This is a genomic window from Pedobacter nutrimenti (assembly GCF_032678445.1).
Classification (GTDB): Bacteria; Bacteroidota; Bacteroidia; order Sphingobacteriales; family Sphingobacteriaceae; genus Pedobacter; species Pedobacter nutrimenti_A.
Map to the genome: position 1 here is coordinate 64,715 of NZ_JAVTSQ010000014.1, position 19,706 is coordinate 84,420.

19 protein-coding genes are annotated in these 19,706 nt (G+C 40.5%); 11 read left to right on the plus strand and 8 right to left on the minus strand.

The genetic code is table 11. From position 1 onward, the window contains the following. Positions 1-168: 168 nt before the first annotated feature. Together mutY and R2S08_RS23610 are read left to right on the plus strand one after the other, a co-directional pair. Entirely contained in the window at positions 169-1,218 is a 1,050-nt protein-coding gene (mutY, locus tag R2S08_RS23605; RefSeq protein ID WP_316837452.1) for an A/G-specific adenine glycosylase, read from the plus strand. A gap of 9 nt (positions 1,219-1,227) precedes the next feature. After that, positions 1,228-1,662: a single-stranded DNA-binding protein gene (locus R2S08_RS23610; RefSeq protein ID WP_133783818.1), complete on the plus strand. Its 435-nt coding sequence runs from the start codon at positions 1,228-1,230 to the stop codon at positions 1,660-1,662. 66 nt (positions 1,663-1,728) lie between these two features. Here R2S08_RS23610 and R2S08_RS23615 read toward each other — a convergent pair whose 3' ends face one another. Then, positions 1,729-3,132, minus strand: coding sequence for a DUF4270 domain-containing protein (locus R2S08_RS23615; protein ID WP_316837453.1), 1,404 nt, complete (start codon positions 3,130-3,132; stop codon positions 1,729-1,731). A gap of 22 nt (positions 3,133-3,154) precedes the next feature. Next, positions 3,155-3,985, minus strand: coding sequence for a glycogen/starch synthase (locus R2S08_RS23620; protein WP_133783815.1), 831 nt, complete (start codon positions 3,983-3,985; stop codon positions 3,155-3,157). Between the two features lie 146 nt (positions 3,986-4,131). Here R2S08_RS23620 and panC point away from each other — a divergent pair, with 146 nt between their 5' ends. The 3 genes from panC (at position 4,132) to R2S08_RS23635 (ending at position 6,611) form a co-directional block, all read left to right on the plus strand. Further along, on the plus strand, positions 4,132-4,971 hold the full coding sequence (gene panC / locus R2S08_RS23625) for a pantoate--beta-alanine ligase (RefSeq protein WP_316837454.1): 840 nt from the start codon (positions 4,132-4,134) through the stop codon (positions 4,969-4,971). A gap of 46 nt (positions 4,972-5,017) precedes the next feature. Continuing rightward, on the plus strand, positions 5,018-5,368 hold the full coding sequence (gene panD / locus R2S08_RS23630; RefSeq protein WP_108553939.1) for an aspartate 1-decarboxylase: 351 nt from the start codon (positions 5,018-5,020) through the stop codon (positions 5,366-5,368). A gap of 103 nt (positions 5,369-5,471) precedes the next feature. Then, the gene (locus R2S08_RS23635) at positions 5,472-6,611 is read left to right on the plus strand and encodes an acyl-CoA dehydrogenase (RefSeq protein ID WP_316837455.1); all 1,140 of its coding nucleotides are present in this window, start codon (positions 5,472-5,474) and stop codon (positions 6,609-6,611) included. Positions 6,612-6,666: 55 nt separating this feature from the next. On the opposite strand, the gene R2S08_RS23640 is transcribed toward R2S08_RS23635, so the two are convergent. After that, positions 6,667-7,005 carry a phage holin family protein gene (locus R2S08_RS23640; protein WP_316837456.1) on the minus strand — a complete coding sequence of 113 codons (339 nt, stop codon included), beginning with the start codon at positions 7,003-7,005 and terminating at the stop codon, positions 6,667-6,669. 18 nt (positions 7,006-7,023) lie between these two features. On the opposite strand from R2S08_RS23640, the gene R2S08_RS23645 reads away from it, so the two are divergent. The 5 genes from R2S08_RS23645 (at position 7,024) to R2S08_RS23665 (ending at position 13,258) form a co-directional block, all read left to right on the plus strand. Further along, the gene (locus tag R2S08_RS23645; protein ID WP_316837457.1) at positions 7,024-7,458 is read left to right on the plus strand and encodes a hypothetical protein; all 435 of its coding nucleotides are present in this window, start codon (positions 7,024-7,026) and stop codon (positions 7,456-7,458) included. A 370-nt stretch (positions 7,459-7,828) separates the two neighbouring features. Further along, the gene (rimP, locus tag R2S08_RS23650; protein WP_133783806.1) at positions 7,829-8,293 is read left to right on the plus strand and encodes a ribosome assembly cofactor RimP; all 465 of its coding nucleotides are present in this window, start codon (positions 7,829-7,831) and stop codon (positions 8,291-8,293) included. Positions 8,294-8,295: 2 nt separating this feature from the next. Continuing rightward, entirely contained in the window at positions 8,296-9,531 is a 1,236-nt protein-coding gene (nusA, locus tag R2S08_RS23655) for a transcription termination factor NusA (protein ID WP_108553935.1), read from the plus strand. 129 nt (positions 9,532-9,660) lie between these two features. Next, positions 9,661-12,735 carry a translation initiation factor IF-2 gene (gene infB / locus R2S08_RS23660; RefSeq protein ID WP_316837458.1) on the plus strand — a complete coding sequence of 1,025 codons (3,075 nt, stop codon included), beginning with the start codon at positions 9,661-9,663 and terminating at the stop codon, positions 12,733-12,735. Between the two features lie 313 nt (positions 12,736-13,048). Beyond that, on the plus strand, positions 13,049-13,258 hold the full coding sequence (locus R2S08_RS23665) for a hypothetical protein (protein WP_316837459.1): 210 nt from the start codon (positions 13,049-13,051) through the stop codon (positions 13,256-13,258). Between the two features lie 190 nt (positions 13,259-13,448). Here R2S08_RS23665 and R2S08_RS23670 read toward each other — a convergent pair whose 3' ends face one another. After that, a complete protein-coding gene (locus tag R2S08_RS23670) occupies positions 13,449-14,492 on the minus strand; it encodes an MAC/perforin domain-containing protein (RefSeq protein ID WP_316837460.1) in 1,044 nt (347 codons plus the stop codon). A 296-nt stretch (positions 14,493-14,788) separates the two neighbouring features. Between R2S08_RS23670 and R2S08_RS23675 the strand changes: the two genes are divergently transcribed. Further along, positions 14,789-16,327, plus strand: coding sequence for a thiol-activated cytolysin family protein (locus tag R2S08_RS23675; RefSeq protein ID WP_316837461.1), 1,539 nt, complete (start codon positions 14,789-14,791; stop codon positions 16,325-16,327). A gap of 118 nt (positions 16,328-16,445) precedes the next feature. Here R2S08_RS23675 and rfaE2 read toward each other — a convergent pair whose 3' ends face one another. The 4 genes from rfaE2 to R2S08_RS23695 all read right to left on the minus strand — a co-directional run bounded on the left by rfaE2 (position 16,446) and on the right by R2S08_RS23695 (position 19,627). Next, entirely contained in the window at positions 16,446-16,943 is a 498-nt protein-coding gene (gene rfaE2 / locus R2S08_RS23680) for a D-glycero-beta-D-manno-heptose 1-phosphate adenylyltransferase (RefSeq protein ID WP_316837462.1), read from the minus strand. Positions 16,944-16,949: 6 nt separating this feature from the next. Continuing rightward, positions 16,950-17,513, minus strand: a complete 564-nt coding sequence (gene gmhA / locus R2S08_RS23685) for a D-sedoheptulose 7-phosphate isomerase (protein WP_133783792.1) — start codon at positions 17,511-17,513, stop codon at positions 16,950-16,952. A 15-nt stretch (positions 17,514-17,528) separates the two neighbouring features. Continuing rightward, complete coding sequence (rfaE1, locus tag R2S08_RS23690; RefSeq protein ID WP_316837463.1) at positions 17,529-18,482, minus strand: D-glycero-beta-D-manno-heptose-7-phosphate kinase; 954 nt, start codon at positions 18,480-18,482, stop codon at positions 17,529-17,531. Positions 18,483-18,544: 62 nt separating this feature from the next. Then, entirely contained in the window at positions 18,545-19,627 is a 1,083-nt protein-coding gene (locus R2S08_RS23695) for an acyltransferase family protein (RefSeq protein ID WP_316837464.1), read from the minus strand. Positions 19,628-19,706 lie beyond the last annotated feature (79 nt).

The following is a 19,706-nucleotide window of genomic DNA, read 5'->3' on the forward strand; positions in this document are numbered from 1 at the left end:
GGGAAGATTATCGTTTAAATGCAGTCCTGAATAAAGTTTTGCCAGCCTTCGGGCAGGATAAAAAAAGATCTGCAGGGACGCAAATCGGAGTTAAACCGATGAAATAAAAGTACTAAAACGAGAATATTCTCATAAAAAGACCGGAGAGACAATGTATTTTTGACCCTTATGCACTTTCAGAAAGAAATAACCGACTGGTATCATATTCATAAAAGGGACCTTCCCTGGCGAAATACCAGGGATGCTTATGTGATCTGGCTGTCTGAGATCATTTTGCAACAGACAAGAGTAGAACAAGGATTACCCTACTTTAACAGGTTCCTTCAGGAGTACCCAACAGTAAGCCATTTTGCCGGGGCTACGGAAACCCAGGTGCTTAAATTATGGCAGGGGCTGGGTTATTACTCCCGGGGGAGAAATATGTTGCACACAGCGCAGCAAATTGAGGAATTGTACCATGGTGTTTTTCCGGTCAGTTACGATGAGCTGATCCGTCTAAAGGGGATTGGCGAGTATACTGCTGCGGCCATCTCTTCTTTTTCTTCAGGAGAAGCTAAGGCTGTGCTGGATGGCAATGTTTTTAGAGTACTGGCCAGGTATTTCGGGATCAGTACGCCGATCAACAGCACCGAGGGGAAAAAACAGTTTTCTGAACTTGCTCAGTCCATGATGAGTGGTCAGGATCCTATGGTGTACAACCAGGCCATTATGGAATTTGGTGCCTTGCAGTGCAAGCCTAAATCCCCCGATTGTTCGGTTTGCCCATTGCAGCTGGATTGTTATGCCTATCGGCAAAAAGAGGTGGGGTCACTTCCTGTAAAACTTAAAAAACTGGTGAAACGCAACCGCTATTTTAATTATATGATCCTGCAAGATGGAGCAGATATCCTGATCAGAAGAAGAAATCCAGGGGATATATGGCAACATTTATATGATTTTCCGCTGATCGAGACAGAAGAAGAAGCGGGTATATTTAATCTGGAGCTTTATGAACACATTCGTGAAGAATACGGAAAGGAGGTAATTATACATCCAGTCATGCAAATGAAGCACGTCTTAACACACCAAATTATATATGTTCAATTTTTTGCTTTAGATAATTATATCATTAACTTTAAAGGTAATACGAATATAAAGTGGGTGGGAAGAGCGGAATTGGACGATTTGCCCCAGCCCAAAGTAATCAGCAGTTTTATAAATGCCCATTTAACCAAATAATATAAGCACATGTCAGGTATCAATAAAGTAATTTTAGTTGGACATTTAGGTAAAGATCCTGAAGTCCGGCATTTAGAAGGAGGTGTAACTGTTGCAAGCTTTCCGCTGGCTACCTCAGAAACCTATAATAAAGACGGCAAACGAGTTGAGCAGACTGAATGGCATAATATTGTTTTATGGAGAGGATTAGCAGAAGTAGCTTCGAAGTATTTACAAAAAGGAAAACTGGTCTATATTGAAGGCAAACTTCGCACACGTTCCTTTGAAGACCGGGAAAAGATTAAGAAGTATGTAACTGAAGTAGTGGCAGAAAACTTTACCATATTAGGAAGAAAGAGTGATTTTGAAGCGGCTCCTGTTAGCCCTGTGCAGAATATTTCGGCGCCAAAGCATGAGGATGATTTCCTGGATGTGGATGGTGTTTCCGGTGATTTGCCTTTCTAAGAATCGAATATCATAAAAAAGGCCCTGCTTGATCAAGCAGGGCCTTTTTTATGATATCTTAAATCATTAATTGATCTTGGTATAGTAAATATTCAACTTCACCCTGTTGGTTGTGTTTTGAAATGAACCAATAATAGATCTGTTGGCAATACTAACAGAAGAGCCAATGCTGTATTCCGGCGCAGTCGGCGCAATATAGGTTCCGTAATCCATGGTTTTCCCGTCCAGAATATCCTGCAGATAGGCCGTAAGAATAAATTTATACTGCTTCTTGGTGGTATCGTAGCTGAAGAACTGAGCAGCAGCCCTTGGGTCTGCTCCTGTACTTAAACCAGCGGTATTGTCTGGAAGGTAGCTTCTCTGTCCGGCAATGTCTAACCGGTACAATGTCAGATTCTGAAGTGCCGGGAAAATGGCGTCTGTACCATTACTTACATCAACAAGTAATTCTGCTTTATTGATAACGATCCTTCCGCCAATGGTCTTCAACAGATTTTTAAGCGATGGAAAGCTGACCTTCGTCCTTAAACCGGCAAGCGGCTGCAGATAAGTCGTTGCGAATTGCTGCTTTGGCGCATCAAGTTGTGCCTGCACGCCTGTGCTCCAGGTATGGTCAACTTTAGTTGCAACAGGTCCGGATGTTGTACCTACAGCAAATTCTGCATATACTGTATCAATTGCTGTCGTTGTTGTAGCGTTCTGTCTTTTGTAATAGACTTCAAGTTTTGAATTTGAGGCAAAGTTCATGAACATAATACCCCCTGTTCCAGTGGTGGAAGCAGTTAAATAAAGTCCTTTGAACACATCCGTAAAACTTGGTCTGTTTAACAATTGGGACGTGCTCAGGTTGGCTATATTTTGCTGAATAAATGAATTGCTCAGTTTGATCCTCATTTGAGGTACAACAGATTTTAAAGTATCAGCAGCTCCAGCTACAATGCTGGTGATTTTAAACGGCGTAGTTGGTTTTATTTTTGCAGAATACGTTCCGTAAACAGCAGGATCATATTTCCACTCCCTGTTGCTCACAAATGAAGTCTCATTGTCCATATTGCTTTTCAGCTGATGTACATTTACCGTATACACAGAACTTGTGGTATCTCCATAGAACTGGGTAGAATATGGCAATACCAAAACTGCCGAATCTATAACCGGATTTGTTCCGAAGGTATAGGCGGTATTTCCCGGGGTACTTACACTCAATGCCAGGCTGGCCTGTGAAGTTCCAAAATCAGGATCTTTCAGAAAGCCCAGAGGATAACGGGTCGGGTTACTTCCGCTGGTACCCAGATAAGTGGTTAGCGGATCATCGGTAACGGTCCTGGTGGAAATGGTTAAAGTATCTACAAGGTTGCCCTGTATTGCGTTGTTTGGATCAAGGTCCAGGCCCAAAGTATTGGACTTATTACAGGAGCTAAAAATAAAAAGACTTATCAACAGGGTCAATAAGTCTAGTTTTGAAAATTTCATATTTAAATTGATAATACCGTGTTTATGCTATTGAAACCATTTCTTCATTCGAAATCTCCTCATAAAGTGAATAGAAGTTGTCGAAATTTTCGGTTAAATTATAAGCTAAAGTTGGTTTATTAGAATCTTTAACAAATTTTAACACATCTGCTTCAAGATTTTCATCGGCCAGTACAACTGCATCTGAATAAGAAACAGCGCCTTTGTGCAGGGCATTACAATCTGCCTTTTCAAAAACTTTAGTGTCTTCTTCAGTCATTGAATTCATTACGGCCTTTTTGTAAAGGTCAGCGTTTAATGTTTCTTTGAAACAGTTCTCATATATGGAATACACAACCTTAGCATTTTTGAATGTAGGGTCGTTTTTGTAAGTCGTTTTAATATATGCCGGTACCAAAGCGGTCATCCAGCCGTGGCAGTGTACAATATCCGGTGCCCAGCCTAATTTCTTTACGGTTTCCAGTGCGCCTTTGCAAAAGAAGATTGTTCTTTCATCATTGTCTGCATAGAATTTGTTCTCTTTGTCCCTGAAAACATATTTTCGCTGAAAATAATCTTCATTATCAAGGAAATACACCTGCATGCGCGCAGCAGGGATAGAGGCAACCTTAATAATCAGTGGATTGTCATTATCGTCAATAATGATGTTCATACCTGATAAACGAATCACCTCATGTAATCTGTTTCTTCTTTCATTAATGTTCCCAAACCTTGGCATCAGAATCCGGATCTCAAATCCTTTTTCCTGCATTGCCTGAGGTAATTGACGGGTGATTTCTGAAATTTTAGTGAGTTCGAGGAAAGGCGACATCTCGTGTGTAACAATCAGTAGCTTCGTTTTTGCCATCTCCATATTCGTGAATGAAATTTATGTTAAAGAAAAGATAATCAAGGGGCAAAGGTAATCAAAATAATAATATTTATCAAGTTGTTACGCAAGATGTTTTGTTAAGAATAGATAAATAACCAACTTTGGCGCCTGAAACTCTAAAGATAGGTTTGAAACTCATAAATACCATTGCGGCGTTAAAAACGCTGCTCGAGCCGCTAAAGACTGCTCAGAAAAGAATAGCCCTGGTTCCGACCATGGGCGCCCTTCATAAGGGGCATGTTTCCCTTATTGATCTGGCTAAGCAGCAGGCCGACATTGTGGTTTGCAGCATTTTTGTAAACCCGACACAGTTTACCGATCCGAAAGATCTGGAAAAATATCCACGACCACTGGAGCATGACATCAAGATGCTGGAAGATGCAGGATGTAATATTGTCTTCATGCCCTCCGTTAAGGAAATGTATCCCGTTAAGGAAAACTGGCATATTGATCTTGGAAATGCAGAATTTCTGCTGGAGGGAGAATTCAGAAAGGGGCATTACCAGGGGGTTACCCAAATTGTAAAGAAGTTGTTTGACGCGGTAAACCCTGATCTCGCTTTTTTTGGACAGAAAGATTTTCAGCAGGTGCTGATGATCGAAAACATGGTGCGTTATTTTAAGCTTCCGGTACAGATCATCACTTGTCCGATCATCAGGGAAGGGGACGGACTGGCCATGAGCTCCAGGAACATCCATCTTTCGGCAGAAGACAGGCAGCATGCGTTGGTTTTAAGCAAAGCACTTTATTATGTTAAGGAACATTTTGCCGCGGAACCTGTGGCGGAATTGCTGGCTGTTGCAAAGAAGATGATCGACAGTACACCCGGCGTCGTGCTGGACTATTTTACCATTGCAAATGGCGAAACCCTTCTTCCTGAGTCAGATAAGCAGGTAAAAAACCTGGTTGCACTTGTGGCTGCCAAGGTTGGTGAGACACGTTTGATTGATAATGTGTTACTCAGCTAACAAAACAAGTTGTAGAATTCCCTTTAAGTTTAACTAACTTTGTACCATGATTATCGAGATCTTAAAATCGAAAATACACCGTGTTAAAGTAACACAGGCAGAATTGAATTATGTTGGCAGCATCACCATTGATGAAGATCTGATGGATGCGGCACAAATTATTGCCAATGAGAAAGTTCAGATTGTGAACAACAACAATGGCGAGCGCTTTGAAACCTATGTGATCAAAGGAGAGCGGGGTACCGGAACGGTTTGCCTGAACGGTGCAACGGCAAGAAAGGTTCAGGTTGGCGATATCCTGATCATTATGTCCTATGGTTCACTTCCTGTAGAAGAGGCGAAAAAATATCATCCTATACTCGTATTCCCTGACGACAACAACCATCTTCTTAAGTAAACAGCAGGATTTTTGTGAATTTAATAAAATGCTATGCTGCCATAGTATATTGGTTTGGAAATAACTAAATTTGGCAAAATGTGTTTTTCTAAATATAAAAATTATGCTATTTCAATTAAGTGAAGAACAATTAATGATCCAGCAGGCCGCGCGCGACTTTGCGCAGACTGAATTAAGGCCTGGGGTTATTGAGCGTGACGAACATCAGAAGTTTCCGGCAGAACAGGTCAAAAAGCTAGGTGAGCTGGGATTTTTGGGTATGATGGTGTCCGAAAAATATGAAGGAAGTGGATTGGATGCCTTGTCTTATGTTCTTGTAATGGAGGAACTTTCCAAAATTGATGCTTCTGCATCGGTGGTGGTTTCTGTAAACAACTCTTTGGTGTGTTACGGGCTGGAATCCTATGGTTCGGAATATCAGAAGGAAAAATATTTAAAGCCATTGGCATCAGGAAGAGAGATCGGTGCTTTCTGTTTATCGGAACCGGAAGCGGGTTCTGATGCAACATCGCAGCAAACAACTGCTGAGGACAAAGGAGATCATTATTTGCTGAACGGCACAAAGAACTGGATCACCAATGGTGGCACGGCCTCTACTTATTTGGTGATTGCACAAACACATCGTGAATTAAAACATAAAGGGATCAATGCTTTCATTGTTGAAAAAGGAATGGAAGGCTTTACGGTTGGTCCAAAGGAAAATAAACTGGGTATCCGTGGGTCCGATACGCATTCATTGATGTTCAATGATGTAAAAGTACCTAAGGAAAACAGGATTGGTGAAGATGGCTTTGGGTTTAAATTTGCAATGAAAACCCTGGAAGGCGGCCGTATCGGTATTGCTGCCCAGGCACTGGGTATAGCCGCGGGTGCTTATGAGCTTGCCCTGGCTTATTCAAAAGAACGTAAAGCTTTTGGAAAACCAATTGCAGATCATCAGGCGATTGCCTTTAAACTGGCAGATATGGCTACACAAATTGAGGCTGCAAGGTTATTGGTGTATAAAGCGGCCTGGTTAAAAGACCAGGGGCAATCTTATACACTGGCTGGTTCTATGGCTAAACTCTATGCATCAAAAGTGGCGATGGATGTGACCGTAGAAGCGGTGCAGATTCATGGAGGATATGGTTTTGTAAAAGAATACCATGTGGAAAGACTGATGAGAGATGCAAAGATTACCCAGATCTATGAGGGAACTTCTGAGATCCAGAAAGTAGTTATTTCCAGAGATATACTTAAATAGATCTTTATCAATAAAACAAAAAACGCAGCGACCATAATCGCTGCGTTTTTTTGTTTTAATCCTCGGAAAAACTGCCGAAAATTCCTTTGATAATGGCTAGTACGATGGCCAGGATTGCCGATGCAAAAAAGCCTGAGGTGTGGAAGCTGCTCATAAAGTGAGAAACCAGCATGATCATCAATACGCTGATGATGAAAGAAACCAGGCCAAGGGTAAGGAAATTCAGGGGGAATGTCATCACCCTTAAAATAAGCCCAACCGTTGCATTGGCCAGTGCGATCAGAACAGCCGCAATAATAGCGCTTCCGAAGCCGTCTACATGGACTCCCGGTACAATGTAAGCCCCGATGAGTACAGCGAGCCCCATCAATAAGATTTCGATAATAAGCCTCATAATGTTTAATTTAGTAATATGTTTATACGTATAATCCAATTAGCAGGAATGGTCTGCTTTTTTTGTTTGTTTATTGGATGTTCGACTGCAAATAATAAGCCAGTTTTGATCTCTTTTTCCTCAGACAGTAATGCGGTGGTGATTTCAGGGATAAGTGCCGCAGGCTTAGCGCAATTAAAAAACAGTCCGGCCCAGGATTCTCTTGTATATAGCCTGCTTTCTGTTTTGCAAACGCCTTCTGAGCAAGACACCAGTGTTGTAGAGCAGCCTGTAAAAGGCTTGATTTTTGTTCAGGACAGTGTAGTCGTTTTTAAACCGGAAAGATCTTTTGTTAAAGGAAGAGACTATTTAGTGCTTACTTATTTAAACAGCCAGTTTGCCAATACTGGAGCCATGCTCAAGGGCCAGATGACTTATAAGTTAAAGCCAGTGCAAAAAGTGCTGAGCCGCTAGGTAATGGATTGGTCTTCGTTGCCGGTAAATACGCTGTGACTGTATTGTACGTGCGCCATGAGTGCGCCTTTTTACGGAAAAAAGGCGCACTCATGGCGCACTCATTGCGCACTCAAGGCGCAGTCATTCAAAACAAAGTACAAGCTTGATTGCTGAAGTGTGACTGTTTAGGTGTAAATGAACAGGCATTTGGAAGTAGAGCGGTGTGGTGGCAAAAAATAATTCAGGCTTTCGGGGGCATTAATACCAATAAAAATTCAATATAAGATCAATTATTGTATAATGATAAAAAAAATATTCTTATCTTTGCGCTGATATAAAGGGTAAGAGGGGGCAGGAGTCCCCTCTTTTCTATTTTAGCAAATTGGTTATGCAGGTTGAAAAGAGAGTAAAAGAACTGGTTGAAGAAAAGATTGCGGACAGGCCGGAATTGTTTTTGGTGGAGGTGAAAATGCTTCCAAACAATAAGCTTATTATTCATGTTGACGGTGATGAAGGCATTAGTATCCAGGATTGCGCTGCAATCAGCAGACATGTTGGTTTTCATCTGGAAGAAGAAAATGCGATTGAACAGGCATATAACCTGGAGGTATCTTCTCCCGGCGTTGGCGAAGCATTGAAACTGGCAAGGCAGTATCATAAAAATATTGGCCGTGACTTGAGTGTAAAACTGGCAGGAGGAGATAAGAAAGAAGGTAAATTGCTTTCGGTTGGAGAGAACAGTCTTACGATTGAAGAAAAGGTAAAAGAAAAAGGAAAAAAAGTTCAACTGGTGGAAAACACTATAGGACTGGAGAATATAACAGAAGTAAAGGTTTTAATTTCATTTAAATAAAAATGAGCAATATTAATTTAATCGATTCATTCCAGGAGTTTAAAGACTTCAAGAACATCGACCGCCCAACAGTGATTAGTGTGCTGGAAGAGGTGTTTCGTAGTATGTTGCGGAAAAAATATGGTACGGATGAGAATTGTGATGTGATTGTTAACCCTGATAACGGGGATTTAGAGATCTGGCGCACCAGAAAGGTCATGGAAGATGGCTTTTCTGAGGACGACGATCTGGAAATTGAACTGGCAGAGGTTAAACAAATCGATCCGGATATGGAAGTTGGAGACGACTACATTGAGCAGATCACTTTAGAAAGCTTTGGAAGAAGAGCCATTTTAGCTGCACGTCAAACCCTGGTTTCTAAAGTTCTGGAACTGGAGAAAGACGAAATATTTAAAAAATATAAAGACCGCGTTGGTGAAATCGTAACCGGAGAGGTTTACCAGGTTTGGAAAAAGGAAACTTTGGTGCTTGATGATGAAGGCAATGAATTATTGATGCCTAAAACAGAGCAAATCCCTGCGGATTATTTCAAAAAAGGAGATACTGTTCGTGCGGTGATCTCTAAAGTGGATATGATCAACAGTACACCAAAGATCATCATTTCCAGGATCGCTCCTGAATTTTTACAACGTTTGTTTGAAATTGAGGTTCCTGAGATCTTTGATGGTTTGATCACCATTAAGAAAATTGTTCGTGAACCGGGAGAGCGTGCCAAGGTAGCGGTTGAATCTTATGATGACAGAATTGATCCGGTTGGTGCTTGTGTGGGTATGAAAGGTTCACGTATTCACGGTATCGTGAGAGAACTGAAAAATGAAAATATTGACGTGATCAACTTCACCAATAATATTTCATTATACATTACCAGAGCATTAAGCCCGGCAAAAATCACTTCCATTAAATTGGATGATGTGACCAAACATGCTTCGGTGTACTTGAAACCAGATCAGGTTTCCCTGGCTATCGGACGTGGTGGACACAACATTAAACTTGCAGGTAAACTGACAGGTTATGAAATTGATGTTTACCGTGAGGCTGGTGAAGAAGATGAAGATGTGGATATCGAAGAATTCTCAGATGAGATCGATAGCTGGATCATCGATGAATTAAAAGCCATCGGTTGTGACACGGCGAAGAGTGTATTGTCACTTTCGATAGATGAATTAGTAAAACGTACTGATTTAGAAGAAGAAACAATTAAAGAAGTTGTTAGTATTTTAAAATCAGAATTTGAATAAACGTAACTTGCAGTGCGCTTAAGGAGCACTGAGGTTCATGTGGGAAATTAAAAACAAATCACATACACATGAAATAAAACAAGAATAAACGTTACTTTTGTATAAGAATTAAGAAAAAAGAGGAGATCAATGTCAGACGACAAACCAATAATTTTATTTAAGGCAGTTAAGGAACTTAACGTAGGGATAGCTACGGCCGTTGAGTTCCTGGAGAAAAAAGGCTTTTCTGTCGAGAATAAACCCACAACAAAACTTTCAAGGGATATGTATGATGCATTATTGAAAGAATTTCAGGGAGATAAGATCGTAAAAGAAGAAGCCAATCAGATTGTTATTGGTAAAATTCGTCGGGATGAACCTGAAGTTGTGGAGAGAGCTGCAGAAGCCCCGCAGAAAAATGTTGAATTCGAAAATGAAGGTGTTCTGATCAAGAACCTTCATTCGTATACCCCTCCGGTTGAGAAACCGAAAGAAGAACGCCCGGTGGCTAAAGAAGAAACTCCTGTAAAAGCGGTAGAAGAAAAAGCTGCTGAGAAGACAGAAGAGAGCTCTTTGCCTGGGGTTAAGATCATCGGGAAAATTAACCTGGATGATTTGAATTCAAAAACGCGTCCGGTTAAGAGAGAGGAAACTCCTGTTAGCCCTGCGCCGGTAACTCCTGCTCCGGCACCTGTTGCTGAGGTAAAAAAGGAAACACCTGCACCTGAAGCACCGAAAGAAGAGCCAAAGGTTGCAGAAGTTATAAAAGAAGAAAAACCTGCAGAGGTTAAAGCAGAACCGGTTCAGCCCATTGCCCAAGTGAAGGCAGAGGAGCAGCCAAAACCTGCCGAGCAGCCTGCTGCAATTAAACCGGAACCGGTAAAAGAAGCAGTGGAACCAAAAATTGAAAAGCCTGAAGAGGTAGAGGTTATTAAAGCCAGGTCAGTAAAACTTTCCGGGCCAAATATTATTGGCAAGATTGTGTTGCCAACAACACCAGATCGTAAGTCTCAGCCAATTGCGTCGTCTAACGACAGTGAGAGTGCGAAGAGAAAGCGTAAACGTAAAAAAACTCCGGGAGGACATCCGGGTCAGGGGCAAGGACAAAATCCGAACCAGGGACAACACCAGGGGGCGCAAGGCCAGGGAAACAATCCGCCGGCCGGCCAGCAGAACCCACCAAGGCCTGCAGGTGCACCTACGTTTACCAACAGACCCGATTTTAGAAATAACACAAATAATGCAGCCAGCAGGCCTAATTTTAGGAACAACAAACCGGGAGCACATCCTGGCGGATCTAAAGAAGAGCCTACGGAAAAAGAGATACAAGATCAGATCAAGGCAACACTTGCCCGTTTAAGCGGAGCAGGTAAGTCTGGTAAATTTGCGCAGCGTGCAAAACTTCGTCGCCAGAAAAGGGATGATGTGGCCATGTCTGCAGATGAGGCGGCTTTAGAGCAGGAATTGCAATCCAAAGTATTAAAGGTTACAGAATTTGTTACGGCAAATGAACTGGCCAATATGATGGATGTGCCGGTAACTAAGATTATCGGTACTTGTATGAGCCTTGGAATGTTCGTATCGATCAACCAGCGCTTGGATGCAGAAACTTTGACGATTGTTGCTGATGAATTTGGTTACGAGATACAATTCGTTAAACCGGATGATGAAGGTGATATTTTAATTGAAGAAGAGGATTCAGAAGAAGATTTGGAACCAAGAGCTCCGGTAGTGACCATTATGGGTCACGTGGATCATGGTAAGACTTCCTTACTGGATTATATCCGTAAAGCAAATGTGGTTGCCGGTGAGGCAGGGGGTATTACCCAGCACATTGGTGCCTATATGGTAACTACACCAACTGGCAAGAAAGTAACGTTCCTGGATACACCGGGTCACGAAGCCTTTACGGCGATGCGTGCACGTGGTGCGAAGGTTGCGGATATTGCGATCATTGTAGTTGCTGCTGACGATGCGGTGATGCCTCAAACAAAAGAGGCGATCAATCATGCGCAGGCTGCAGGTGTTCCATTGGTATTTGCCTTTACAAAGATTGATAAACCGGGTGCAAACTCGGATAAGATCCGCGAACAATTGTCTATAATGAATATCCTGGTAGAGGATTGGGGTGGTAAATTCCAGTCGCAGGAGATTTCTGGTAAGAGCGGATTGAACGTTGATCTGTTATTGGAAAAAGTATTGCTTGAAGCCGAGTTATTAGAGCTGAAAGCAAATCCTAATAAACGTGCTACTGGTAGCGTAATTGAGGCTACTTTAGATAAAGGCCGTGGTATCGTAACAACAGTTCTGGTACAGGCGGGTACTTTAAAAATTGGAGATCCGATTTTAGCGGGTAGTTATAGCGGACGTGTTAAAGCTTTGTTTAACGAGCGTGGACAGAAAGTGGACAATGCAGGTCCTTCAGTACCGGTACAGGTATTGGGTATGCAGGGTGCGCCTACTGCCGGTGACAGGTTCAATGCACTGGAGAGTGAAGTGGAAGCAAGAGAGATTGCAAACAAACGTTTACAATTGATGCGTGAGCAGGGCTTGCGTACGCAGAAACACATTACCCTGGATGAGATTGGCCGTCGTTTGGCAATTGGTAACTTTAAAGAGCTGAACCTGATCATTAAAGGTGACGTGGATGGTTCTATAGAGGCCTTGTCAGATTCATTATTGAAACTGTCTACTGAGGAGATCCAGGTGAACATCATTAGTAAAGCGGTAGGTCAGATTTCTGAGTCTGATGTATTACTGGCTTCTGCTTCTGATGCGATCATTATCGGTTTCCAGGTACGTCCTTCATCTGGTGCACGTAAGTTGGCTGAGGCCGAGCAAATCGATATTCGCTTGTATTCTATCATCTACGATGCGATCAATGAGATCAAAGCGGCGATGGAAGGTATGCTTGCTCCGGAATTCGAAGAGAAGATCACTGCGAACGTGGAGATCAGAGAGACTTTCAAAATTACGAAAGTGGGTACCATTGCAGGATGTATGGTGTTGGATGGTACAATTACCAGGAACAGCAAGATCCGTATTGTTAGGGATGGTGTCGTGATTTACACAGGTGAGCTGGCTTCACTGAAACGTTATAAAGATGATGTGAAAGAGGTGAGCAGAGGTTACGAGTGCGGTCTGAATATTCACAACTTCAATAACATTGAGGTTGGGGATATTGTAGAAGCCTACGAACAGGTTGAAGTGAAAAGGAAGTTGTAATAGACTTTTGATATATGGAAAAGCCGCTTAAGAGATTAAGCGGCTTTTTTTATAGCAAATTTGCAAACCAAGTCAAAAATCCCATTTATAATCTTACCCCTTAAGGGATTGTTTAATACTTTTCCTAAAGACGACTAAGATGGTGTTTAACTGAAAGCCGGAAATTCTCAAATATTTGCGGGGGATTTCATTATTGTGGAATAATATACAATATAATTAATTATTGAGATTATTTTTCTAACTATTAGAAATGATTAACTTTTTCTGGGTTTAATTTGTTGGTATATTTGCCGGTAAATTAAAGATTAAAAACATGAAACTGCGGACATTCAAAAAAATAAAAAAAAGGATAATAGCGAAAAACGAAGTACATCTTAGAGCCATAGCTAGTGTTGGACTTATCCCTGAAGAAATAATGGGAGAATTGGCTCAACACTATTGTGAAATGTCAAAAGACAAATTTCAAAAACTATTTAAAGAAGAATCAAGTAAAAAAATGGTAAGACGATCTGTTAATTTCTGATCCATATAATTCGGTATAGATAGTTTAATAGTTTTTTATTGAGGAGCAATGTGCTACTTAAAGCACATTGCTGTTAACTTGATTCAAAAATAGCAGATAATTAAATCCATCTTGCTTCATCTGAAAGTTCGTATTGGTCATTTGTGTAAACTTGACCACTCTACTATCAAACGGCTTGTCTAATTATCTTTTAATTGGTCAGTTTTACCTGGTTGTTGGATAGATAAGATGTGATGTAATCTTTTACTTCCGCTTGTTTACTTGGATCGGAAATGAACTCGTATAGAGGAATTAGACCATTTTTTTGATCGATTTCAACGAACATGGTTTGTTTTTCTGTGAAGTTTGAAGCCCAGTCCTGAATGTCAATTGTTGGGATTTTGGTCGTTTTGTCTATTTTTATCCTTTTGGGATCACCACCCCTGACTTCACAGAAAACTTTGGACGCTTTGAGATTTTCCAGATTTGATAGATTGATAGGGTCCAGGCTACCGGAAAATAGATGAAATACCTTTGTAAGGGTAAAAATAAAGCCTGTTTGCGCGGCTTTAGTACGATTGTTATCATTTTTCATCTCTCCCTGATAAAGAATATTGAATCTATTACCGGTATAGATCCCAGAGAGTATATGTGTTCCATATTTTTTAACTAAATCTGAAGCACTTAGTACTTGAATATCCTGTTTAAATGCTGGAGTTGAGTACTGACCTAGCCTATCAGCTCCCTCAAATGTTCTTATCATTTTCTGCCTTGCAATTATGGAATAATACGTATATACATATTTTTTTGAGAGGGCATCCTGATCTGGAAAGGCAGAGGTAATGGTTGCCTTAAAGAAATTGAAACCGCTTGTGGCTTCCAGACTTGAAGATAATTGATGCGACAATTCCACTGCATTATTTGCACTAATAACATCAAAGCTGGATTGAACGGCTTGAAAAGACATTATTCTTTGGGGGTTATCTACTGCAAAAGTAGCAATATCAATCACTGAATTTCGCACAGCGCTGGTATCGGCATATTTTCCTGTTACATCATAGCCATAACCAAGCAGATTATAGTTTACGTCACCTTGAATGCCAGTGTGATTTGATAGGAGATTTGGACCCGACACTAAAATCTCATGTTCCGTGGAAATGGTTTCCGGTGTTTTGACAATAGGAGGATCTTCATTTGATTTTTTACAGGATTGGCACAGCAGGAATGCAGCCAGTAGGGGCAGATACTTTTTCATAGAGCCTTAATTTGTTTTATTTGTGTGTTTTCAAATATAAAAAATAAATTAAAGAAAGTGAGTGAAGGCTGTTGAAAGAATCTCTGTATTTAGCATCTCAATTATCTTGTACAATAGCCCATTTTGTTGATTTTATAACTTTTGTTGTTATTTTGTTTTCAGGATTATTCATGAAATTTTAATGTGTTTATTAATAAATTATTAGTCTTCGATACAACTCTGGGTTATATGAAACTTGGTATCCCATGCTTTTTTAGTTCATTTAAAATGTAGTTTTGCAAAAAAAAATATATTTTATGAAAAAATTATTAACGTTTTCTTTTATTTTTGGAGTTTTTGTCTTCTCATGTAAGAAGCAAGACATACAACAGGCTAAAGAGCTTGGTTTATCGATAACCAATGAAGGTAATCAGTTTAAGGATCTTAAGGTACCAGGATCGGCTAATTTTTCGCTTACTACATCCGGGTCAAAGAAATTAGCTGCTGTCAAAGCTGCAGCATCTGACAATTCCGGCTGTGTCTCGGTATTACACACCCAATCTCAAAATTTTGATAAATTGAATGTGATCGATCCAACATCTGATATTTTGTATGTCGGATCTTTGTTGGATGGCAACAGTATCCAGACAGGCGCCTATAGTCCGTTAATACTTTCAAGTGATTATGTACGTAAGCCAATTACATTTTCTGTATCCATCGATGGATCATCGGGGCCAATTTCTAAAACTATAATTCCTGAACTTAGCTCATACAGAAATGCAATGCAGGAGATTATAAATGGTCCTGTAGTTGGTCAACAGCCAGCAGCATTTACATTTGAAGTGCGTAAAGTTCGATCAAGAAAAGAAATTACCATGATAGCCAGTGCAAATATGGGAATAGGTAAATTTTTCAGTTCAACAGTGAATTATGATGAAAATAACATCAATAATAAAAATTATTACTTGCTTAAGATTTATCAAAAGTTCTTTACAGCTGATATAGATATTCCTCAGGATGGAAACCTATTTAATAAACCAATAGACTACAGTAGTGACGTTGCTCCGGTTTATGTATCAAGTATTGACTATGGTAGAAGTGCCTATCTTTTAATAGAAAGCTCGTACGACTCTACACGTGTTAGAAAGGCATTGACGGTGACATTTGATTTCTGGAAAGTTAAAGGCGGCGGGGGTATTTCCCAGGAAACGAAAGATGTGACAGATGAAATGACGATTAGCGGAACTGCTATTGGTGGATCTTCTTCCTTGGCAGCTGAAACGATTAATGGGTTAGAGTCTTTTCATGATTATGTAACAAAAAGTGGAAACCTGACGCCAGATTCTAGGGGAGCAATAATTGCATATAGGTTGCGTAATGCTAAGAATCATGGGATTTATAATACTTTAATTAATGGAGATTATTATACCAGAGACTGTTCGGGAGCTAAAAGATTACTGTATGACTTTTATTCTAAGCAATTCGGTCATAGATATACTATAAACAGTAACTATGCAAATGAACATGCGGGTTGGATTCGTATAGTTAATGATCCAATATATGTTTATGGCTCACAAGTTGCAGGATCTGTTCCCGTATATATTATGCAAGATCGTGTAAGGGCTATATATTGTTTAACTACAGATAATACTGTAAACTTGGATATATGGGCGACAACGGGTCAGCCAGATTTTTATGCATATAAAACTCAATTTACCGGAACTGTCCCTATTCATCAGTTTTATAACCCTTCATATTATTCACATGGGTTGTTCTATGATATCACTTATAACCCTCTTGCTAATGGGTGGGTTGAGAATGGTATTAAGTTTTATGCTTTTAATTCTCCAAACTAAGGAAATTGAAGTACTAAAAATCTTTAAATTAAAAGAGCAGGGAGCCAAATATAGGTCGCCTGCTCTTTTTAATTTGAATCAGTTCACGAAATATCATTACAACCAGTTAAAAGAATCTTTACTTTTTCGAGATCTTATTGATCAGGCTGGTAGAAGAATGCCCATCCACAAAGTCAACCACCATGACTTCTCCGCCGTTCTCCTGGACTTCTTTGCCTCCCACGATGTCTTCGATCTTATAGTCAGCACCTTTGACCAATACATCCGGAAGAACGTCTTTAATCAGGTTTAAAGGAGTGTCTTCGTCAAAAACAACGATCGCATCTGTAAAGAACATCGAAGCGAGAAGGATCGCTCTGCTGTTTTCTGTATTGATGGGCCGCTGATCACCTTTAAGCCGTTTTACAGAGCTATCTGCGTTCAACCCGATGATCAGCTTATTTCCAAAAGATGCGGCCTTTAGAAGGTAGCTGATATGGCCAATGTGTAATAGATCAAAAACTCCGTTTGTAAACACAATCTTTTGCCCTTCGGCTTTCCACTTTTCAATTTGCTGCCGGATGTTCTGCCGGCTGAAGATTTTTTCTTCGGCGAGTTGTTCTAGATTGTTGATCATATCGACTTAATGAGCAGCATCAACTGCGGTACATATAATATGGCCGATCAGGATGTGCATTTCCTGGATCCTTGCTGTTACATCAGAAGGAACAACAATATTCAGGTCACAGCAATCGTTCATTTTTCCTCCGTCACGTCCTGTCAGGCCAATGGTTTTGCAACCCGTTTGGTTTCCTCTTTCCAATGCCTTGATTACATTGGCGCTATTTCCACTGGTGGAGATTCCAATGAGTACATCTCCCGGGTTGGAGAGTCCTTCTACTTGTCTTTCAAAAATGCGCTCAAAACCATAATCGTTGCCAATGGCGGTTAGTGCAGAGGTATCTGTAGTCAGGGCAATTGCGGGTAGTGACCTGCGCTCTTTAACAAACCGGCCTGTAAATTCTGCTGCAATGTGCTGCGCATCTGAAGCGCTCCCCCCGTTGCCAAAAAGCAGGACTTTATTGCCCTGTGCAAGACATTCTGTAATGATGCTGCAGGCCCTCACAATAGAGGCGCTGTTGGCCGCAGCCGATTGATTGGCTACTTCTATATGTTCGGCAAAAAGGTCTTTGATATGGTCTTTCATACAATGGACTCTAAATTAGATTTTGGGAAACCTTTGATCTATCTCTTCAAAACTGGCTACGGCGCTGCCTACTTTACTTACGACGATAGCAGCGGCATGATTGGCAAATTCACAGGCTTCCTGCAAGGACTTCTTTGAAGCCAGGGAGACCCCTAATGCAGCAAGTACAGTATCTCCTGCTCCGGTTACATCGATCACCCCAAGCGCTTTTGTTGGGATTAAACTGAGTTTGTTTTCAGTATAATAAGCAATGCCTTCTTCCGAAAGGGTGATGATGACCTGATCGCAGCCCGTCAATTCTTTTAAAATGGCACAGGCCTCCTGCAGGCTTTCCTGGTCTTTGATGGCAACTCCGGTGGCTAATGCTGCTTCTTTTTTATTCGGTTTGATGACATTGACACCTTTGTATTTGCTGAAATCTGTGCCTTTTGGATCTACGAGGGTCTTTATTCCTTTTTCCCTGCAGATACGGAAGATTTCTTTTAGAAAAGCGGATGTTAATAAACCTTTGTTATAGTCAGAAACCAGAACAATATCAAATTGGTCGATTTCATCCTGAAGGGTCTTAAGGAGTTCTTTTTCCAGGTCAGCGGTGATGTTTGACAGGTTTTCTCTGTCTAGTCTGATCAGGTGGTGATTGGAAGCCAAAACCCTCGATTTAACTGTGGTACAGCGGCTGGGATCTTGCAGGATTCCAGTCGTAGAAACACCGCAACTGTTCAGTTGTTCCAGTACCATTTGTCCGTGCTCATCTGTTCCGGTTATCGAGATCACAGAGACTTTACAATCGAAAGCAATTAGGTTTTTCAGTACATTTCCGGCACCGCCCAGTGTGTATTCTTCTTTTTGTACTTCGACAACTTGCACGGGTGCCTCTGGGGAGATCCTGTTGCAATTGCCATAGATATAATGATCAATCATCATATCACCTATGACCAGTACATTTATTTTTTGATTAAGGTTATTCAATGAATATTGGGTTTAATTCCTGCTTTAAAGCAAAAATACGGTTTATAATCCAAACCCTCCAATTATTGTCCTACTGTCCATTTCCAGTTTTTTGACTTTCCGATCAGGTAAGCTGTTAGATAGCTGGTTGGATAAATAATGATAAAAGTGATAAACTGGAATGCAGCCAGATATAATACTGGTTTGTCTGTAAATCCAATGTGAAGCGGTTTGTAAATTAAGGGTATACCCACAATAATCAGGATGTGATGGATAAGATGAATTCCAAAGGTCGTTGCCCTGGGGTTCAGGTCTTCAATCCAGTCGAAATTGCAGAATTTGAATAAGAAAACAAAACAGGCCAAAGAAAAGATAATATTCGTTAATCGGAGTGTATTGAAGGCATCCATAGAGCCTAATTTGATGAGATGTAAGCTTTCCATGCAGGCAAGGGCAAAGGTTATTAAAACCGCCGCAGCTGAAAGTCCAAAAGATTGTTTTTCTGCCCAACTGCAAAATGATTGGAAATATTTATGCAGCATTACACCGAGCCACAGATAAAAAATAAATCCAAAAAGGGCTATGGTGTGCGTGGTTGGAATCCATTCAAAATAAAGATTTACAGAATAAAACAAGGAGAGCAAAGCGAGGATAATACCGTAAGTAATGGTATACAGATACTTTCTGAATAGCAATAGGAAAGTGATGCAGAACATGAAGTTTATGATAAACCAAAAACTTGTCTGAGTAACGATGAAATCAAGTTTCTCCAATAAAAATAGTACAGGATGATCGATCATCTCCCGATTGCCGAATTTGAAGAAGCGAACAAATTGATCAATGCAAAGCAGAGAGAGAAATATGATGAGCCAGAACAACCATGGCTTGAATGTGGTTTTTAATCTTCTGGAAAGATAGGTTTTGGTGCTGTAAACCATAAACTTATCGCCAATCAGGAAGCCTGCAAGAATAAAAAATATGATTGTTCCTGACTTCTCAAATTGTAAAGCCAGCGTTTGAACCATTTGGTCTTTGAAATTTGGGAAGCGAAGCCCTAGTAATGGAGAACTATGTTCCATTACAATACACATCATGGAAATAAAACGTATGGAGTCAATGAATTTATAATTATTAGTTGTTGGTTTATTGGGGCTTCCGGCACTCATTAAGCTTTGGGTCAGTTCGAAAATGAAAAAGCCAAATTTAATTATCCAAACCTGGGTTACTTCATATTTAAAGTAACAA